Annotated in this window: 16 protein-coding genes; 8 read left to right on the top strand and 8 right to left on the bottom strand. The window is 45.5% G+C overall.

Features of this window, described 5'->3' with window-relative positions; translation table 11 throughout:
• Window positions 1–14 precede the first annotated feature (14 nt).
• From RYK49_RS00870 to pflB, 5 genes are all read right to left on the bottom strand, one after another.
• Entirely contained in the window at window positions 15–1289 is a 1275-nt protein-coding gene (locus tag RYK49_RS00870; RefSeq protein ID WP_314830682.1) for a hydroxymethylglutaryl-CoA reductase, degradative, read from the bottom strand.
• The gene (locus tag RYK49_RS00875; protein WP_314830683.1) at window positions 1286–2464 is read right to left on the bottom strand and encodes a hydroxymethylglutaryl-CoA synthase; all 1179 of its coding nucleotides are present in this window, start codon (window positions 2462–2464) and stop codon (window positions 1286–1288) included. Before RYK49_RS00875 ends, RYK49_RS00870 begins: the two co-directional genes overlap by 4 nt.
• A 145-nt stretch (window positions 2465–2609) precedes the next feature.
• On the bottom strand, window positions 2610–3077 hold the full coding sequence (locus RYK49_RS00880; RefSeq protein ID WP_314830684.1) for a threonine/serine exporter family protein: 468 nt from the start codon (window positions 3075–3077) through the stop codon (window positions 2610–2612).
• 4 nt (window positions 3078–3081) lie between these two features.
• On the bottom strand, window positions 3082–3858 hold the full coding sequence (locus RYK49_RS00885) for a threonine/serine exporter family protein (RefSeq protein WP_002901514.1): 777 nt from the start codon (window positions 3856–3858) through the stop codon (window positions 3082–3084).
• A 159-nt stretch (window positions 3859–4017) separates the two neighbouring features.
• Window positions 4018–6333: a formate C-acetyltransferase gene (pflB, locus tag RYK49_RS00890; protein ID WP_314864604.1), complete on the bottom strand. Its 2316-nt coding sequence runs from the start codon at window positions 6331–6333 to the stop codon at window positions 4018–4020.
• A 368-nt stretch (window positions 6334–6701) separates the two neighbouring features.
• Here pflB and dinB point away from each other — a divergent pair, with 368 nt between their 5' ends.
• From dinB to RYK49_RS00920, 6 genes are all read left to right on the top strand, one after another.
• Window positions 6702–7766, top strand: coding sequence for a DNA polymerase IV (gene dinB / locus RYK49_RS00895; RefSeq protein ID WP_314864606.1), 1065 nt, complete (start codon window positions 6702–6704; stop codon window positions 7764–7766).
• 212 nt (window positions 7767–7978) lie between these two features.
• On the top strand, window positions 7979–8305 hold the full coding sequence (locus tag RYK49_RS00900) for a hypothetical protein (RefSeq protein WP_125402231.1): 327 nt from the start codon (window positions 7979–7981) through the stop codon (window positions 8303–8305).
• A 318-nt stretch (window positions 8306–8623) separates the two neighbouring features.
• Window positions 8624–9418: a CPBP family intramembrane glutamic endopeptidase gene (locus RYK49_RS00905; RefSeq protein ID WP_314864609.1), complete on the top strand. Its 795-nt coding sequence runs from the start codon at window positions 8624–8626 to the stop codon at window positions 9416–9418.
• A gap of 64 nt (window positions 9419–9482) precedes the next feature.
• The gene (locus tag RYK49_RS00910; protein WP_314864611.1) at window positions 9483–10277 is read left to right on the top strand and encodes a CPBP family intramembrane glutamic endopeptidase; all 795 of its coding nucleotides are present in this window, start codon (window positions 9483–9485) and stop codon (window positions 10275–10277) included.
• A complete protein-coding gene (locus RYK49_RS00915; protein WP_125330882.1) occupies window positions 10267–11022 on the top strand; it encodes a CPBP family intramembrane glutamic endopeptidase in 756 nt (251 codons plus the stop codon). The genes RYK49_RS00910 and RYK49_RS00915 overlap by 11 nt, the downstream gene beginning before the upstream one ends.
• Window positions 11023–11097: 75 nt before the next feature.
• Window positions 11098–11736 carry a TetR/AcrR family transcriptional regulator gene (locus RYK49_RS00920; RefSeq protein ID WP_314366907.1) on the top strand — a complete coding sequence of 213 codons (639 nt, stop codon included), beginning with the start codon at window positions 11098–11100 and terminating at the stop codon, window positions 11734–11736.
• A 52-nt stretch (window positions 11737–11788) separates the two neighbouring features.
• Here the strand turns inward: RYK49_RS00920 and RYK49_RS00925 are convergent, their stop codons facing one another.
• From RYK49_RS00925 to rnhC, 3 genes are read right to left on the bottom strand one after another with little or no spacing between them, the layout of a single operon-like run.
• Window positions 11789–14155: an ATP-dependent RecD-like DNA helicase gene (locus RYK49_RS00925; RefSeq protein WP_314830690.1), complete on the bottom strand. Its 2367-nt coding sequence runs from the start codon at window positions 14153–14155 to the stop codon at window positions 11789–11791.
• A gap of 59 nt (window positions 14156–14214) precedes the next feature.
• The gene (gene lepB / locus RYK49_RS00930; RefSeq protein WP_314830691.1) at window positions 14215–14844 is read right to left on the bottom strand and encodes a signal peptidase I; all 630 of its coding nucleotides are present in this window, start codon (window positions 14842–14844) and stop codon (window positions 14215–14217) included.
• Between the two features lie 3 nt (window positions 14845–14847).
• Entirely contained in the window at window positions 14848–15738 is an 891-nt protein-coding gene (rnhC, locus tag RYK49_RS00935; protein ID WP_314830692.1) for a ribonuclease HIII, read from the bottom strand.
• A gap of 188 nt (window positions 15739–15926) precedes the next feature.
• Between rnhC and RYK49_RS00940 the strand changes: the two genes are divergently transcribed.
• Complete coding sequence (locus RYK49_RS00940; protein WP_002896593.1) at window positions 15927–16217, top strand: hypothetical protein; 291 nt, start codon at window positions 15927–15929, stop codon at window positions 16215–16217.
• A gap of 10 nt (window positions 16218–16227) precedes the next feature.
• Window positions 16228–16779, top strand: a complete 552-nt coding sequence (locus RYK49_RS00945; RefSeq protein WP_002901497.1) for a CvpA family protein — start codon at window positions 16228–16230, stop codon at window positions 16777–16779.
• Window positions 16780–16802: the final 23 nt, after the last annotated feature.

The following is a 16802-nucleotide window of genomic DNA, read 5'->3' on the forward strand; positions in this document are numbered from 1 at the left end:
AAGGCCTTTTTACTTTACTTGTCCTGCTTTCGTAAGTCAGCTAGTATTTCCTGGGCAGCAGCTAGGTTGAAAGTCTTATTGGCTGTTAAGCGACTAGCTACAGCAGCAATTTCTTCGTCCTGGGCTCCAGCCTGTAATGCTAAAGATTTGGCTTGCAATTTCATGTGTCCGGCTTGGATGCCAGTGCTGACTAGGGCTTTGAGGGCAGCGAAATTTTGCGCCAATCCGACTGATACGATGAGGGAAGCCAAGTCCTTGGCCTGAGGCTGCCCCAGTAAGTCAAAGCTGGCTGTCACTGCTGGATTGAGACCGATAGAGCCTCCCTTAGTCGCAATGGGCATGGGCAGGGTCATCTGACCATGAAGTTGGCGTTTGTCTGGGTCTGCCGTCCAAGTAGAGAGGCCGCGGTAGCTTCCTTCTCGGCTGGCATAGGCATGAGCACCGGCTTCCACAGCCCTCCAGTCATTTCCAGTAGCTAGCACCAAAGCATCAATACCATTAAAGATACCTTTATTGTGGGTAGCCGCCCGGTAAGGGTCGACCTGTGCTAGTTTGCTAGCCAGCTGCATCTTATCCGCAAGTAGCTCTGCCTCAGCCTTATCCCGGCTGAGAAAGCGATAATCAATGACACAGTGGGCTGTTACTAGGCTATCTGTTGCATAGTTTGACAGGATAGCCATCAGACTCTTACCGCCAGTCAGCTCTTCCAGAGGAAGGGTGAGAGCTTCCAGCATAGTGTTGAGCATATTGGCTCCCATGGCTTCCTGCGTATCCACAGATAGATAGAAAATGAGGAAGTCTTCCTTTGGCTCCAGCCAGAGCTCTCTAGCTCCGCCACCACGGGCAACAATCGATGGATAGGCCTGGTTGGCCTGTTCCAGCAACTCTTTCTTTTTCCTGAGAACATCTTTAATGGCTTGTTCGACCTTCTCAACCTGATAGAGGGCGATTTGCCCAATCATCTGGCGTTTGTGGACCTCTGTCTCAAATCCGCCTGAACGTTTGATAATCTTAGCTGCAAAGCTAGCCGCTGCTACCACAGATGGCTCTTCAGTCACAAAAGGAACTTGATAGGTCTTGCCATCCACCAAAAAGTCTGGCACCAGAGAGTAAGGCAGGGCCAGAGTGGCCAGTACATTTTCACTCATCTGGTTGGCTGTTTCCAGAGGCAAAGTCTGCTGACTGTCTAGCCGCTGCCAATGTTCATTTTGTAAAATCCCCTTTTCTTTCAGCATCTGCAGCCGCTCGGCAGAAGTTTTTTTGGAAAATCCAGTCCAGTTTACTTTCATGATGATTTCTCAACTTTGATGTACTTACGCTGATGCTCTGCAATTTCCGCCAGAGCAAAGCTTTGGTCTTCATAGCCAGAAAAGCTGGCATTACCTTCCGCATCCAGCTCAGCTTCTTCAAAAAAGATACGCTCGTAATCCGAGATGGAAAGAGCCTGACGCTGGTCTAATTCCTCTAGACGTGTCTTGGATAGATGCTTTTCATAGCCCTCTACCAAATTGGCACTAAAGATTTCAGAGACAGCTCCGCTGCCATAGCCGAAAAGAGCAATTCGATCGCCAGCCTTGAGGTTGTCAGAGTTTTCTAAAAGAGACAGGAGGCCTAGGAAGAGGGAGCCTGTATAGATATTTCCAACTTTTTGGCTGTAAAGAATAGAGGCTTCAAAGTTCTTTCTAAGCTGGTCTTGCTGCTCTTGAGGCAGGCTTTTATCCATGATTTTATTAAGGCCTTTGAGAGCCAATTTTGGATAAGGCAGGTGGAAGCAGTAGGCTGCAAAATCTTTGAGAGCAAGCTTGTGGCGTCTTTGGTACTCCGTCCAAGTTGTCTTTAAGCTATCCAGATACTGCTGGGTTGAATAGAGCCCGTTGACATAAGGCGTTGTCGAGTAATTTGGGCGCCAAAAATCCATGACATCGCGTGTCTGAGCTACATTATCATCATTGAAAGCGAGGATACGAGGATTGCTGCTAATCAGCATAGAAATAGCTCCTGCTCCCTGAGTTGGCTCGCCCGGTGTATGAATGCCATACTTGGCAATGTCGCTAGCTAGCACCAAAACTTTGCTGTCTGGATGTTTTTCGATATGGAGCTTGGCATAGTCCAGTGCAGCAGTAGCTCCATAGCAGGCTTCCTTGATTTCAAAGCTACGGGCAAAAGGCTGGATGCCCAAAAGGCCGTGGACAAAAACGGCTGCAGCCTTGCTCTGGTCAATCCCTGACTCAGTAGCCACGATGACCATATCAATCTTTTCTTTGTCCTCTGTTGTCAGGATGGGTTCTGCTGCCGCCGCTCCCAAGGTAACAATATCCTCAGTCAGAGGAGCAATGCTTAGTTCTTTGAGCAGGAGTCCCTTGCTAAGCTTTTCCGGGTCAGTTCCACGGGCTGCAGCTAAATCATTTAATTTTAAGACATAATTACTGGTCGCAAAACCGATTTTGTCGATTCCGATTGTCATTATAAGACCTCTTTAAATCCTTTTATTCTAGTATATTCCGAAAACTATTTTACCATACTTAGGAATAAAACTCTTACAAAAAACATCTAATCTCAGCTAAATCAGGCTTAAGATGTATTTTCCAAAATAAAAACAGCAGATGGCTCTACTGTTTATTTGCTATGAGTTTGATTTGGCGCTTTTTTAAATAGTGATAGAGCTTGAGTACGACAGTGCCACTGGCCATGCCAATTGAGATGACCAAGGCCAGAATGACCACCAGAGTAGCGTGAATCATGGCCTGGCTGTAATCACCAGTGACAAAGAAAGCAGTCGTCCGATAGGAAATGTAGCCTGGGACCAAGGGCGCTAGAATAGCCAAAATAAAAACAACAGCAGGCGTTTTGTAGATGATGCTGAGAATTTGGCTGACGCAGGAACCGACGATAGCAGCCACAAAGGTTGCTATGATGACGTTGGTCGGTCCTTTGAGCAGGAGATAGAGTAGCCAAATAGCCATGCCCAAGACTCCGCCGGGAATCAGCATACTGCGCTGGACATTTAGAACGATTAAAAAAGTAATGATAGCCAGTAGGCTGGCAACTGCTTGCAGTAAGAAAGTCAAGATTGTCATAGGCTTATTTCATAATAAGGAGGGCGACAGAGGTACCTGCACCGAGAGCAAGAGTGATGAGGAGCGATTCAAAGAGCTTGCTCATCCCAGAGTTGATATGGTTGGTCATGATGTCACGCACAGAGTTGGTCAGAGCAATGCCGGGCACAAAAGGCATGACAGAACCTGCAATAATCAAATCATCTGTGGAATTAAAACCGGAATAACGCGTCCAGATATGAGCCAGCAGTCCGAAGACAAAGGCTCCAGCAAAAGCTGTCACAAAAGGAATGCGGATATATTTGTCCACATACAAAGAGAAGGCAAAGCCAAAGAAGGTAGCAATGGCCGCGCCTAAAGCATCGTAGAAGTTTCCGCCAAACATGATGGAGAAGAAGGGAGCACTGAGCGTTGCCGCAGCAATCAGCTGCTTGTTATTATAGGGCAGCTCCTTAACTTTGAGGCGATTCAGCTCATCAAAAGCCTCTTGAAGGCTGATTTCTCCTGTAACCAACTGACGGGAGACCTGATTGACGTCGCAGACCTTCTCGATATTGTAGTTGGTCTTGAGATTGCGCTTCATCCGTGAGACATTTGTATTTTCGATCGAAAAGAAAATAGCCACTGGCATTGCTAAGGCATTGCAGTCGATAATCCCTTGCGAATGAGCGATGCGAATCATGGTGTCTTCTACCCGATAGGTCTCGGATCCGCTCTGCAGCAGCAGTGTCCCAGCCAGCATGATGACATCTACCGCCAGATTGAAATCTTTGGCTTCTTCCCTGATACCTTTCTCTGTCATTTCCCCAGTCCTTTTCCTAGTATAGCAATAGAACCATTATACCATAAAGCCTCTTAAAAATATCATCAAGTTAGTAGTCACTTGAAGTCTGAAATACAAAAAAGAAGATTGGGGATTTCCAATCTTCTTTCAAATGGTTTGTAAGTCTTTAGTCGTTTATTAGCTCAAAGCATCGTCCATAGAGAGTACTTCGTGGAAGACACGTTGAGTCAATTCAGTCTTTTGCTCTGGAGTCAAGTACTTAGTATTTACACAGTAACCTGAGATACGAACGATAACATCTTCGCCAGACATAATCTTCTCGTAAACATCCTTCAAGTCCATAACGTTCAAGTTAACGTGTTGTCCACCGTTTTCAAAGTAACCATCAAGGATTGTTACCAAGTTATCAACTTGTTCGTCACGAGTCTTACCAAGAGCGCGAGGTGATACTTGTGTAGTCAATGAGATACCGTCAGCTGCATAACTAAAGTCAAGGCTAGAAAGTGAGTTCAAGTTTTGCAACCATCCACCTTTAGCTTTGTTAGATGGGTTAGCACCTGGTGAGAAGAATTCAAGTTTAGACAAGTTCACAGAACCATCTTCGTTGAGGTATACACCTTTGTGGACTGGTGAGTTACCAGTTTGTTTAGAGTAAGCAACGTTAGATGTGATTGTCAAAAGTGATACTGTAGCTTCTGCGTCTTTGTAAAGTTTGTGGCTACGTAGACGAGTAGTGTAAGCTTCGATCAACCATTCTGCCAATTCGTTTGAACGTGGGTCATCTTCACCCCAACGTGGGTATTCACCGATTGTTTCGTAATCGTAGATGTAGCCATTCTCATCACGGATTGGTTTAACAGTAGCGTATTTAATCGCTGACAATGTATCAACAGTGTTAGCAAATCCACAGATACCGAATCCCATGTTAGCACGTTGTTTAGTTGGCAAGAAGGCCATTTGAACAGCTTCGTAGTTGTACTTATCAGTCATGTAGTGGATGATGTTCAAAGCATCTACGTAAGTGTCAGTCAACCAGTCAAGAGATTTTTCAAAGTTAGCTTTAACTGATTCGAATTCAAGAACTTCGTCACGGATTGGTTCGATGTCAAATACTTTGTAGTCTTTGTGAACATCGTCGTAACCACCGTTCAAACCAGTAAGAAGGGCTTTCAATACGTTTACACGAGCACCGAAGTACTGGATGTTGTGGCGTTGTTCTTCATTTTCTGGGTCAAGTGGAGACACACAGCATGAGATACAGCTCATTTCACCATATCCGTCTTTAGCCATTGTTGTTACACCTTCGTATTGGATAGAAGAGTGTTTGTGGCTCATGTGCATACAGTAGCGACGGAAGTTGTATGGCAATTTGTCAGTCCAAAGAACTGTCAAGTTTGGTTCTGGTGAGTTACCGATGTTGTCAAGAGTGTTCAAGAAACGGTAGTCCATCTTAGTAACACGGTGACGACCGTCGTTACCCATACCAGCCATAGAAGTTGTGATGAAGGTTGGGTCACCTGAGTACAATTGGTCATAAGCTTTTGTACGAGCAAATTTAACTGTACGAAGTTTCATAACGAAATCATCAACAAATTCTTGGATTTCTGATTCAGTGTAAGTACCGCGAGCCAAGTCACGTTCAGCATAGATGTCAAGAACGATAGGCACACGTCCAAGAGAAGTAGCAGCACCGTTGATAACACGGCAGACAGCCATGAAGGCGATGTTAGTCCATTGGATAGCTTCTTTAACGTCGAAGGCAGGACGGCGAACGTCAACTCCGTAAAGGTCACCCAATTTTACAACTTCACCAAGTGCTTGGTATTGCAGGTTGATTTCTTCGCGCAGACGGATTGTTTCTTCGTCAATATCAGTCAAACCATTCCAGTCGCGAACTTTTTCAGCCATGAGGTAGTCAGCTCCATAAAGAGCAAGACGTGCGTAAACCCCGATGATACGTCCACGTGAGTAAGCATCTGGAAGACCAGTTACAGTGTGGGCGTGACGAGCACGGCGGATGTTAGAAGTGTAAGCACGGAAGATTCCGTCATTTACTGTAGTAACATATTTAGTAAAGATTTCATGAACAGCAGGATCTGGTTCGTATCCATTTTCTTTCAAAGTAGTTTCAGCCATGCGGATACCGCCTTTTGGCATGAAGTTCAATTTGAAGAGTTCGTCGTTTTGGATACCGTAAATCAGTTCGTTGTCCTTGTCAATGTAACCAGCGTCAATATCAGCGATAGATGCTGGACGAGTGTCCATTGGGAAACGAGTTTCTTCGTAGTGAGCTTTTGTTTCTTCTACGATTTTCTTGATGTGGAGTGAGCGCTCAGTAGGACCTGCCAAGAAGCTTTCATCTCCATCATAAGGTGTGTAGTTAGCTTGAACGAAGCGAGAAACACTTGCTTTCTCTTTCCAGTCTTCACCTTTGAAGCCTTCCCAAGCTTTGTCAAAAATATCTTGAGCTTCAACAACTGTTTTTACAACCATTTGATTTTCCTCTTTATTCTAGCAACATAAACTGTTACATTTATAAGTAAAGTATATCATACGGTAATCGGTTTCACAAACCATTTTCGGCAGAAAGAAAGACTTTCTTTTATAATACAGAAAGTAAAAAGTCGCGGATGTGTACTATAGATTTGAAAAACATAACTCTTTTCAAATATTTTGGAAAAATGGGTAAAAAAGTTATAATAAAAGTAATTAAAATGTCATATAAAAATTACTGACGAAGAATCTTACTTTTAAAATACTTTTTACAAGAACAAAAAACTGTTTCAGATTTATTTGAGCAAAAAGGGCCGACTTTGTGAAAGCTCATAAGCTGAAATTTATGGTAGGAGAAAGGAGGAGGCATGCTGATTTTTCCACTGATTAACGATACATCTCGGAAGATTATCCACATTGATATGGATGCTTTTTTCGCTTCGGTGGAAGAGCGGGATAATCCTAAGTTAAAGGGGCATCCGGTCATCATCGGCAGCGACCCACGCTTGACTGGAGGTCGTGGTGTCGTCTCCACCTGCAATTATGAGGCTAGAAAGTTCGGAGTTCATTCGGCTATGAGTTCCAAGGAAGCCTATGAGCGTTGCCCTCAGGGGATTTTTATATCGGGGAATTACGAAAAATATCAGGCGGTCGGATTGCAGATCCGAGAAATTTTCAAACGCTATACGGACTTGATTGAGCCAATGAGCATCGACGAGGCTTATCTGGATGTAACGGAAAACAAGCTTGGGATTAAATCCGCAGTCAAAATAGCCAAGCTGATTCAGCACGATATCTGGAATGAACTCCATCTGACAGCTTCGGCAGGCGTTTCTTATAATAAGTTTCTAGCCAAGATTGCTAGCGACTATGAGAAGCCTCATGGTCTGACTGTTATTCTACCCGAAGAGGCTGAGGCCTTTCTGGCGCCTATGGACATCGCCAAGTTTCATGGAGTTGGTAAGAAGAGCGTTGAAAAACTGCATGAAATGGGAGTTTATACTGGTGCAGATCTGCTCAAGATACCAGAAATGACCCTGATTGATAAGTTTGGCCGCTTTGGTTTTGACCTCTACCGGAAAGCGCGTGGCATCAGTAATAGTCCAGTCAAGTCCAATCGCATCCGTAAGTCAATCGGGAAGGAGCGGACCTATGCCAAACTGCTCTATAGTGAGGAGGACATCAAGAAGGAGCTGACCTTGCTGGCTCAGAAGGTAGAAAATAGCTTGACTAAGCATGATAAGAAAGGACTAACCATCGTTCTGAAAATCCGCTATGCTGATTTCTCCACCTTGACTAAAAGAAAAAGTTTGAATCTAGCCACTCGAGACAAGGAGCAAATCGAGCGAACTGCGCATGAGATATACGATAGCTTGGAAGAGCAACCACGAGGTATCCGACTGCTAGGACTGACAGTGACGGGGTTTGAATAAAGATAAAGGCTTGGTTCGTTACCGGGCTTTTTTAGATATAGCTTTTAGTATGAGAGAGTTGCTTGTGACGAGTTTCTAAGTTGTCTGATGATTTTCATTGACTAAAAATAATATTTTTTGAAAAAATACTGGACAAAGTTTTCTGTGTCTGTTATACTGTGTCTATAAAATAAAAAACCGCCCGGTCGGTTTTTAAAAAGAAAGGAGCAGAAATGAAGAAATCTGTAGTAGAAAAAACAAGCCAGCACATCCTCAAGTTTAATCAGGAGCTGGATCGACAGCGGGAAGGTCAGAAAGAGTTTTTGCAGCAGCAGGCAGAAAAACGTAAGGTGCAGCTGGCAAAGATAACACAGGGTGAGAATGGCATACGCTATTCTAAGTGGGGAGTCAAAGCTGGATATGCTGTCCTTGCTGGTGGCTTGTTGACTTCTGTCTTTAGCCCTTGGCGAGGACTGGGTATTATGGCAGTAGGGGGTCTGAGCCTTGCCTCCAATCTCTGGCATATCCGGCGATTGCAAAATCAAGAAAGGAGCAAGTAGCAGAGAGATGGCCTGTCTTAAGCATCAGAGTCAGGACAACTTAGAAACTAAAAGCAGCAGGCAGTAGCTAGACAGTGCTGACATAGCTTTTAGCATTATTTAGTCTATCTTTGCTTTTTATTTTAAGCAAGGACTAAAAGACTATGTTTTCTATTTGGCGCAGGTCTTTATTTTTTATAACAAAACAAACCGAATGGTCGGATTTTAAAAATCTGCGTTTCAAAACAGGCAATCATCTGAAAGACTGAGAGTAAAGGATGCCTTTGTCCAGTTTTCGGATGGCTTTTCACTATTCTACATTTGATAAGGAGTTACCGTATGAACACACAAACACATGTAGGGCCAGAACCCAAGCATATTTGGCCTTTCTTAGCTTGGACCTTTGGTATTAGCTGGGGATCCTGGCTGATTCTGTATATTTTAGCCGCCCTGAAGCTGACCAGCGGGGCTGAGCCTTTGGGCTATGCTCTCATTATCATCGGTGGCTTCGGACCGGCCTTGGGAACTTTTATCAGCCTCAAAATTTGTCATCCTAAGAAGATGCTGGACTTTATCTTTTCTCATGCTAAGGGCTGGTGGATTTATATGCTGGCCTTCTGTCTGGTTCGGATTTTGACTCTCTTTATTGCCAATCCTGTATTACCGCCGCTCAATGCCATGCTCATGTTTCCTCTGGGCTGGACCTTTATCACCTTTGCTGGGGGCGGGAATGAAGAGTTGGGCTGGCGGGGAGTGCTGCAGCCGGCTCTGGAGAAAAAATTCTCCTTCCCTCTGGCAACTGTCATCACGGCTCTGGTCTGGGTGGCCTGGCATCTGCCCCTCTGGCTGATTCCGGGAACGAGTCAAAGTCAGCTTTCTTTGACCTTCTATCTCTCCTTTGGTATCTTGCTCTGTTTCAGTCTGGCGGTTCTCTACAAGCAGACGGCCTCTGTCTTTGCCTGCATGGCCTTTCACGGCTGCATTAACTTTGCTCAGGCGACGATTGTCGGCAGTGCTACAAATGGCGGAAGGTATCTCAGCTTCCAGGTTGCTAATCTGGTCATGACCGCCCTGCTGGTCGGCTGGTGGTATTGGAAGGGCAATCGGAAAGGAGTTCAGAAAGATGCAGGCTAAAAATCTTGGCAATCGCTCTTCTGCCAAAGAAAAAGGAGTAATCAAAAGAAAAAGGAGTAATCATATGAAAACACAAACACATGTAGAGCCAGAGACAAGGCATATCCTGCCCTTTCTGGCCTGGACTTTTGGCATTACCTGGGGATCCTGGCTGATTCTGTATATTTTAACCGCCCTGAAGTTGACCAGCGGAGCCCAGCCTTTGGGCTTTGCTCTCAATTTCATCGGGGGCTTCGGACCGACCTTGGGAACTTTTATCAGCCTCAAAATTTCTCATCCCAAGAAGATGCTGGACTTTATCTTCTCCCATGCCAAAGGCTGGTGGATTTACATGCTGGTCTTCTGTCTGGTTCGGGTTTTGACCCTTTTTATCGCTAATCCAGCCTTGCCGCCTCTGAATGCCGTTCTGATGTTTCCTCTGGGCTGGACCTTTGTCACCTTTGTTGGAGGCGGGAACGAAGAGCTGGGCTGGCGGGGAGTGCTGCAGCCGGCTCTGGAGAAAAAATTCTCCTTCCCTCTGGCAACTGTCATCACGGCTCTGGTCTGGGTGGCCTGGCATCTGCCCCTCTGGCTGATTCCGGGAACGAGTCAAAGTCAGCTTTCTTTGACCTTCTATCTCTCCTTTGGTATCTTGCTCTGTTTCAGTCTGGCGGTTCTCTACAAGCAGACGGCCTCTGTCTTTGCCTGCATGGCCTTTCACGGCTGCATTAACTTTGCTCAGGCGACGATTGTCGGCAGTGCTACAAATGGCGGAAGGTATCTCAGCTTCCAGGTTGCTAATCTGGTCATGACCGCCCTGCTGGTCGGCTGGTGGTATTGGAAGGGCAATCGGAAAGGAGTTCAGAAAGATGCAAGCTAGAAGCTATAAAGATTCCTCATCTGTCAAGCAAATTCTAATGTTTCTGCTTAGGACTTTTGGTATCACTTGGTCTGCGTGGATTCTCTCAGCTGTGCTGAAAGAACGAGTGCCGCTGCTTTATCCGCTTCTCATGATAGTGGGAACATTTGGTCCTGCTATAAGTGCCAAGCTTGTCTTAGGTAAGTCTTTGAAAGAAATGCTGGCTTTTATCAAGTTTACTAGGAAAAGAAGCTGGCCTTATCTATTGATTTTTGTGGGGCTATACACGATTTCCATTGCCTTTGTGACCAGGCCGCTGCCAGGTTTGAATCTTTTGAATGTCTTGGTTCTGGCTCTGGTAACGACTCTTCTGACAGGCGGCAATGAAGAGATTGGCTGGCAGGGCTTCCTGCAGCCAAGTATGGAGAAGATCCTGCCCTTCCCTTTGGCAACTGTAGCAACTGGGTTAATCTGGGCTGTCTGGCATCTGCCCCTCTTCTTTATGCCCGGCAGCAGTCAGGCGGGGACCTCCTTTCTGGTCTTTACAGCCGCTTGCCTGCTCAGCCGTTTCTGGCTGGCAGCTCTTTACAAGGTCAGTCAGTCTGTCCTCTATTGTGTCCTCTTTCATGGGCTCATTAATACTATTGGCGAAGCCATCTTTGTAGGCAAGGGAACGGAAAATCCCCTCTTTTTCCTAGGCTATATCTTGATGGCGGCTTACAGTATCTATCTTTGGTATCAAAGGGATCAGCAAGACAAGGCTTAAAGATATTTTTATGATTTTGTATTTCTCCGGCTTTTTTGGTAGAATAAAGCTATATTAGAAACAAAGGGGAACAGAATGGCGCAGCGAAAAGACAAATCCCAGGCCATGAGAGAAAAAATTTTAAATACAGCAACCCAGCTCTTTATCCAAAAGGGGTCCGAAAAGACCAGTATGCAGGACATCGCCCAGACGGCGGGCATCTCCAAGGGGGCTATCTACCATCATTTCAAGTCAAAAGATGAGATTGTCCTTGCGGTGATTAGGAGCCGGCAGGAGCTGATGGAAGAAGAGATGAAGCAGTGGTTCAAGGCTACGGAAAATCTGACCGGCAGGGAGCAGCTGCAAGCCATCCTCAAGTCCAATCTGGAAAGTCAGACAGCCCGGGCCATAGACGGCATTGTGGATGAGTACGAGCAGGATGCAGGTTTTATTTTGACCATGATGCGGGACAATCTGCGGATAGGCGCCCCTCTGGTCAGCGATATTATCAAAAAAGGCATGGCAGATGGGTCTATCCAGACTCAGTATCCGGACCAGACTGCGGAAGTCTTTCTGCTGCTGGTGAACTTCTGGATGAATGAGACCGTTTTTGAAAGCGATCCTGAAAAACTGCCAGAACGCTTCCATTTTCTGCAGTTTATGATGACCTCGGTCGGCATGGATATCTTTAATGATGAGCTCATGCAGCTCTTTAGCCAGAAAAATAAAGCATAAAAAAGGCGATAGGACAGAACTAAAAAATTTAATTCTGTCCCAGCCTTTTTATTTATGTGCTGAATATACTGTGGATATCTTCCTCGGTCAGGCCGATTAGGGGGTCGATTTTCTGGAAGTTTTCTTCAGTCAGGACATAGTTTTCCACAGGCGTTTTCATTTTATCCACAGGATTGTGAATATTGCTCTCAGCTTGCGGGAAGTCGCCAAAGCGCTCGATGAGATAGGTTTTGCGGGCGGTGCCAGTGTTTTTTGCAGCATAGTCAAAGGCAGCTTTTTCCCCAAGTAAGATCAACTTGCTCTTGGCGCGGGTGATAGCGGTGTAGATGAGATTGCGCTGCAGCATCCGATGACTGCTCTTGGTGATGGGCAAGATGACCACGGGAAATTCACTGCCCTGAGACTTGTGGATGCTCATAGCGTAGGCTAGGCGAATCTTGTACCACTCGCTACGCTGATAAACAAGTTCATTGCCATCAAAGTCAATGGTCAGCTCGTCCTGCTTGGAGTCGGTGTACTTAGCAGGCAGCAGGTCGCTGATGTAGCCTAAGTCACCGTTGAAGACATTGCTTTCAGCATCATTGACCAAGTGAATAACCCTGTCTCCTTGGCGATACTGACAGTCGGGAGCTTCAAAGGTCAGTTCGTCTTTCTCTACAGGATTGATGAGATTTTGCATAAGATTGTTAATCTGGTCAATGCCGGCTGGCCCCCGATACATAGGTGCCAATACCTGAACATCTTGAGCTGGGATGCCGCTGCGAATGGCTGCGCTAGCGATTTTCTCAATCATAGGCGGGATATGCTCATTTTTAGCTTCAAAATAAGAACGGTCCGCTTTTTTCTCTGTGAAGTCTGCTGGTAAAATGCCCTTCTGAATCTGGCTGGCCAGTGTGACGATTGTAGACTCTTCGCTCTGCCGATAGATGGTTTCCAGCTTGGTCTGTGGGATAGTCGGTATCTGCAGCAAGTCTGCCAGAACCTGACCTGGACTGACAGACGGAAGTTGATCCGCATCTCCGACAATCAAGAGCTTGGTCTGAGAGGAGATATTGCTGAGCAGCTGATTAGCCAGCCAAGTATCCACCATGGAAAATTCATCCACAATGATAAAATCAGCATCCAGATAATCATCCAAATGACTGGTATCATCATCGCCAGTCATTCCCAAATGGCGGTGAATAGTGGCGCTAGGAAGACCGGTCAATTCGTTCATGCGCCGAGCAGCACGTCCAGTGGGAGCCGCGAGCAGAATAGGCAGATCATTGACCTTTCGCAGATCCAAACCGCGAAGCTGGGCGTAGACTGCGATGATACAGTTGATAACGGTAGTTTTTCCAGTTCCCGGTCCGCCAGTTAGGATAAAGACCTTCTGATTGATAGCCTGACGGATGGCTTCTTTTTGGATGCTGTCATAGGAGATGCCGGAGTTCTCCTCCACTTGCTGGATAGCCGCAGTAATCTTATCTTGGTCGAAAGAATCTTGCTCTCCTTTTTCTAGCAGACGGACCAGATTACTTTTTATTCCTTCTTCAGCAAAGAAGAGGCTGTTTTCAAAGATTTTAGTATCGACATTCTGGACCTTATCTTCCTCAATCAGATGAGCCAGCTCATCAGCGACTAGACTAGGGTCCAGCTCCACTTGGCGTGAGCTTTCTAAGAGCTCGATGGTATGTTCGAGTAAATCACGAGCTTCAACATAGGTATCTCCCCGCTCCATGGACTGGGTCAGCAAGGTGTGGACAAGGCCAGCCCGAAATCGCTCAGGGGCATCACTTTGGATCCCCAGTTCATCTGCCAGATGGTCAGCGATTTTAAAGCCGATCCCCTGAATATCCTCTACCAGCTGATAGGGATATTTTTCGACAATATCCAGCGTTTCTTCCTTATAGGTATCCTGGATTTGAAAAGCAAGCTTATTGGGAATGCCGTAGGCTGCCAGCTTGGCTAGTACCATCTCAGTTCCGTAGTTGAGTCTGAGCTTGGCGACAAAGGCCTCGCGGTTCTTGGCTGCTAAGCCATTTATCTGAGTCAGCTTTTCCGGCTCTGCTAAAATCTTGTCAATGGTGTCCTCGGTATCTTCTCCGTAGAGCTGGACGATTTTTTGAGCAGTCTTGACCCCGATGCCCTTGAAATGGTCGCTGGAGAAGTATTTTACTAGGCCTTTACTGCTGGGTTTTGCTCGCTCATAGCGGGAAATTTTCAGCTGCTGGCCATATTTGGGGTGTTGGACAAGACTGCCCCAGAAGGTGTAGTCTTCGCCTTCCATGACATCTGCCATGGATCCGGTGACAATGATTTCAAAATCTTCAAAATCCTCAGCATCCGTATCCTCAATATCTAAGAGCAGAATACGAAAAAAGTTGCTGGGATTTTCAAAAATAATCCGTTCAATCGTTCCTGAAAAGTAAAATTCCATAGTTTATAGGTTCTTCTTTTAAAACGAACCCAGCTGACGTTCAACTGAGTTCGGTATGCTTAGTAGGTCTTAAAGGGTAGCAGAGGCCAGAAGCGGAACTTGGCTTCGCCCTGAATTTGTTCTTTTTGGAAGGTACCGACTTGGCGACTATCCTTGGAAACAATCCGATCGTCACCTAGAAGCAGATATTCATCATCCAGAAGCTTGACGGTGAAGACAGGGCTGCCTTCACTATCAACAGTGAAGGCTTGAGCCTGAGCAGCGAGTTTTCTGAAAAAATCACCATTATCATCATAATCGTCCCCAGTGTAAGTGGATTGGAGCTTGTCTTCTTTAAATTTCTTGATGTAGTCCGTCAGGTAAGGCTCATCTGTTTTTTTACCGTTGATGTAAAGAGTATCATTTTCATACTGAATAGTGTCACCTGGCATACCGATGACCCGCTTGACAATCTCCTTGGTCGTTCCGTCATTATCTGTCTCAGTGGCGACAACGATATCAAATCGGTCAATAGACTGATGTTTGAGGACAAGCAGGTATTCCCCATTAGCCAGCGTAGGGTCCATAGAGTGGCCATCTACCTTTACAGGGGACCAGAGAAAGAGCCGTGACAGGATAATGACAGAGATGAAGAAGAGAAAGAGGCCCCATTCTTTGAGAAATGAGAGGACAGGATTTGATTTTTTCATAGGTTACCTTTCTAGAAGTTTTTGTGCTTTTTCAGTATTTTTAAAGTGGAGTTTGGCAGAATGCTGCAGACCGGCCATTCCGTAGGCTTGAAGAATCTGGCTGGCAACATGATCGCTCTTGCTTCCGGCTCCGCTAGGCAGGGTATAGCCTAACTCTTGACTGAGATTTTCTAGGTTTTCCAGAAAGAGGTCACGAGCAATAATAGAGCTGACCGCAACAGCTAGGAACTTTCCTTCAGCCTTTTCAATCAGACTTACTGGATTTGGGAAATGATTTTTTTCCTGCTTTAAGTATTTATTGTAGTTTTGCTGGCTGGTAAAGGCATCGATGACGATGTTTTCGGGATTGATGCCTTTTTGCAGCAGTAGGTAAATAGCTTGATTATGTAAGGCTACCTTGACAGAGACGGCGTTGTAGCCAGAAGTGATGACTTCATTGTACTTCTCTGGCGATAAGAGCAGAGCTTGGTGGGCAATCTTTTCTTTCAAGACCGGCGCCAGTTGGCGAATCTTGCTATCGTTCAAGGTTTTAGAATCACCGACACCCAGTTTTCTCAGAAAGTCGTGCTGTTCTGGAGTGACGAAAGAAGCTACGACGGCTAGACCTCCAAAGTAGGAGCCGTTGCCGACTTCATCTGTCCCAATGAGGGCAAAATTCTGAGAATCAGGACTAGAACTGGATTTTTCTGGTTGATGGCCAAAAAAGCCAGCGTAGTGAGCAGCTTTTGCCCCTTGAAAGAGAACTTTTCCGGAGCTAAAGACACTGACCGTCGCCTGATCCAGCCGGAAGAAATATTGAATATGCGGGTTCTTGCTGGGAGCCAGCTGGCTCTGATATTTCTTAACAAAAGCCTGAATTTCTTGCTGTTTGGGACTGAGGGTGATATTTTCCATACCCCCTATTGTACCATAAAAAGGAAAAGTCGAAAGCCATAAGATTGAAAATCCTACAAAAATTTTGTAGGAGCGCACCGCTGCTTGCAATGTCAAAAAAGATGAAAAAGAAAGTCCCTGTCTAGTTCCAAGTGTTTTTATAACTGACAAAGGGCTTCTTTTTTGATATAATACAATGAGGTGATTTTATGGCAAATTTGAATCGATATAAATTTACATTTGGAAACAAGACCTTAACTCTAACAACAGAACACGATAATCTCTTTATGGAAGAAGTAGAACGGGTAGCAAAGGAAAAATACAAGGCTATCAAAGAGCAGATGCCTGCGGCAGATGATGAAGTCTTGGCGATTTTGCTGGCTGTCAATAGCCTATCTACCCAGCTCAGCCGCGAGATTGAGTTTGACGACAAGGAAAAAGAACTAGAAGATTTTCGTCACAAAATGCTCAGTGATTTGAGAGAAAAGTCGGGTAAATAGAGGAGAAATAATGCTTTCTATTATTATTTTACTAATATTGGCCTGGAGCTTTTATATCGGCTACTCGCGTGGTATTGTTTTGCAGGGCTATTATGCTGCTGCAACCATGGTTTCTATGCTGGTGGCTGGAGCTTTTTATAAGAGCTTGGCTAAGTTTATCAGCCTCTGGGTGCCTTATGCCAGCGCGACTCAGGGCTCTTCGACCTATTTTTTCCCTAGCTCCCAACTTTTTCACTTGGACCAGGTTTTTTATGCTGGTTTGGCCTATCTCATTATTTTTACGGCTGTCTACATCCTTGGGCGCTTTTTCGGGATTTTTGCGAATCTGATTCCCTACCCCAATAAGCTGGATACCAAATGGTACAATGTGACCAGCGGAGCCATCGCTGTTTGCATCTCTATTTTTGTTTTGGGAATGTGCCTGACTATTTTAGCGACGGTGCCGATGGAGATGGTTCAGGAGCGGCTCAACAGCAGCTTTATGATTCGCTTTATTGTCAAGTATACCCCTATCACATCCAATATCCTCAAAGATCTCTGGGTGAATCAAGTTATCGGATAAAAGACGACTCAGTTGGCCTGCTA

Origin of the sequence: uncultured Streptococcus sp. (assembly GCF_963525625.1) — a bacterium.
In the GTDB taxonomy this organism is placed as follows: Bacteria; Bacillota; Bacilli; order Lactobacillales; family Streptococcaceae; genus Streptococcus.

What these genes read in the sequence shown, in the direction of transcription:
- RYK49_RS00870 (WP_314830682.1), bottom strand. Translation starts at nt 1,289, where the DNA reads ATGAAAGTAAACTGGACTGGATTTTCCAAAAAAACTTCTGCCGAGCGG.
- RYK49_RS00875 (WP_314830683.1), bottom strand. Translation starts at nt 2,464, where the DNA reads ATGACAATCGGAATCGACAAAATCGGTTTTGCGACCAGTAATTATGTC.
- RYK49_RS00880 (WP_314830684.1), bottom strand. Translation starts at nt 3,077, where the DNA reads ATGACAATCTTGACTTTCTTACTGCAAGCAGTTGCCAGCCTACTGGCT.
- RYK49_RS00885 (WP_002901514.1), bottom strand. Translation starts at nt 3,858, where the DNA reads ATGACAGAGAAAGGTATCAGGGAAGAAGCCAAAGATTTCAATCTGGCG.
- pflB (WP_314864604.1), bottom strand. Translation starts at nt 6,333, where the DNA reads ATGGTTGTAAAAACAGTTGTTGAAGCTCAAGATATTTTTGACAAAGCT.
- dinB (WP_314864606.1), top strand. Translation starts at nt 6,702, where the DNA reads ATGCTGATTTTTCCACTGATTAACGATACATCTCGGAAGATTATCCAC.
- RYK49_RS00900 (WP_125402231.1), top strand. Translation starts at nt 7,979, where the DNA reads ATGAAGAAATCTGTAGTAGAAAAAACAAGCCAGCACATCCTCAAGTTT.
- RYK49_RS00905 (WP_314864609.1), top strand. Translation starts at nt 8,624, where the DNA reads ATGAACACACAAACACATGTAGGGCCAGAACCCAAGCATATTTGGCCT.
- RYK49_RS00910 (WP_314864611.1), top strand. Translation starts at nt 9,483, where the DNA reads ATGAAAACACAAACACATGTAGAGCCAGAGACAAGGCATATCCTGCCC.
- RYK49_RS00915 (WP_125330882.1), top strand. Translation starts at nt 10,267, where the DNA reads ATGCAAGCTAGAAGCTATAAAGATTCCTCATCTGTCAAGCAAATTCTA.
- RYK49_RS00920 (WP_314366907.1), top strand. Translation starts at nt 11,098, where the DNA reads ATGGCGCAGCGAAAAGACAAATCCCAGGCCATGAGAGAAAAAATTTTA.
- RYK49_RS00925 (WP_314830690.1), bottom strand. Translation starts at nt 14,155, where the DNA reads ATGGAATTTTACTTTTCAGGAACGATTGAACGGATTATTTTTGAAAAT.
- lepB (WP_314830691.1), bottom strand. Translation starts at nt 14,844, where the DNA reads ATGAAAAAATCAAATCCTGTCCTCTCATTTCTCAAAGAATGGGGCCTC.
- rnhC (WP_314830692.1), bottom strand. Translation starts at nt 15,738, where the DNA reads ATGGAAAATATCACCCTCAGTCCCAAACAGCAAGAAATTCAGGCTTTT.
- RYK49_RS00940 (WP_002896593.1), top strand. Translation starts at nt 15,927, where the DNA reads ATGGCAAATTTGAATCGATATAAATTTACATTTGGAAACAAGACCTTA.
- RYK49_RS00945 (WP_002901497.1), top strand. Translation starts at nt 16,228, where the DNA reads ATGCTTTCTATTATTATTTTACTAATATTGGCCTGGAGCTTTTATATC.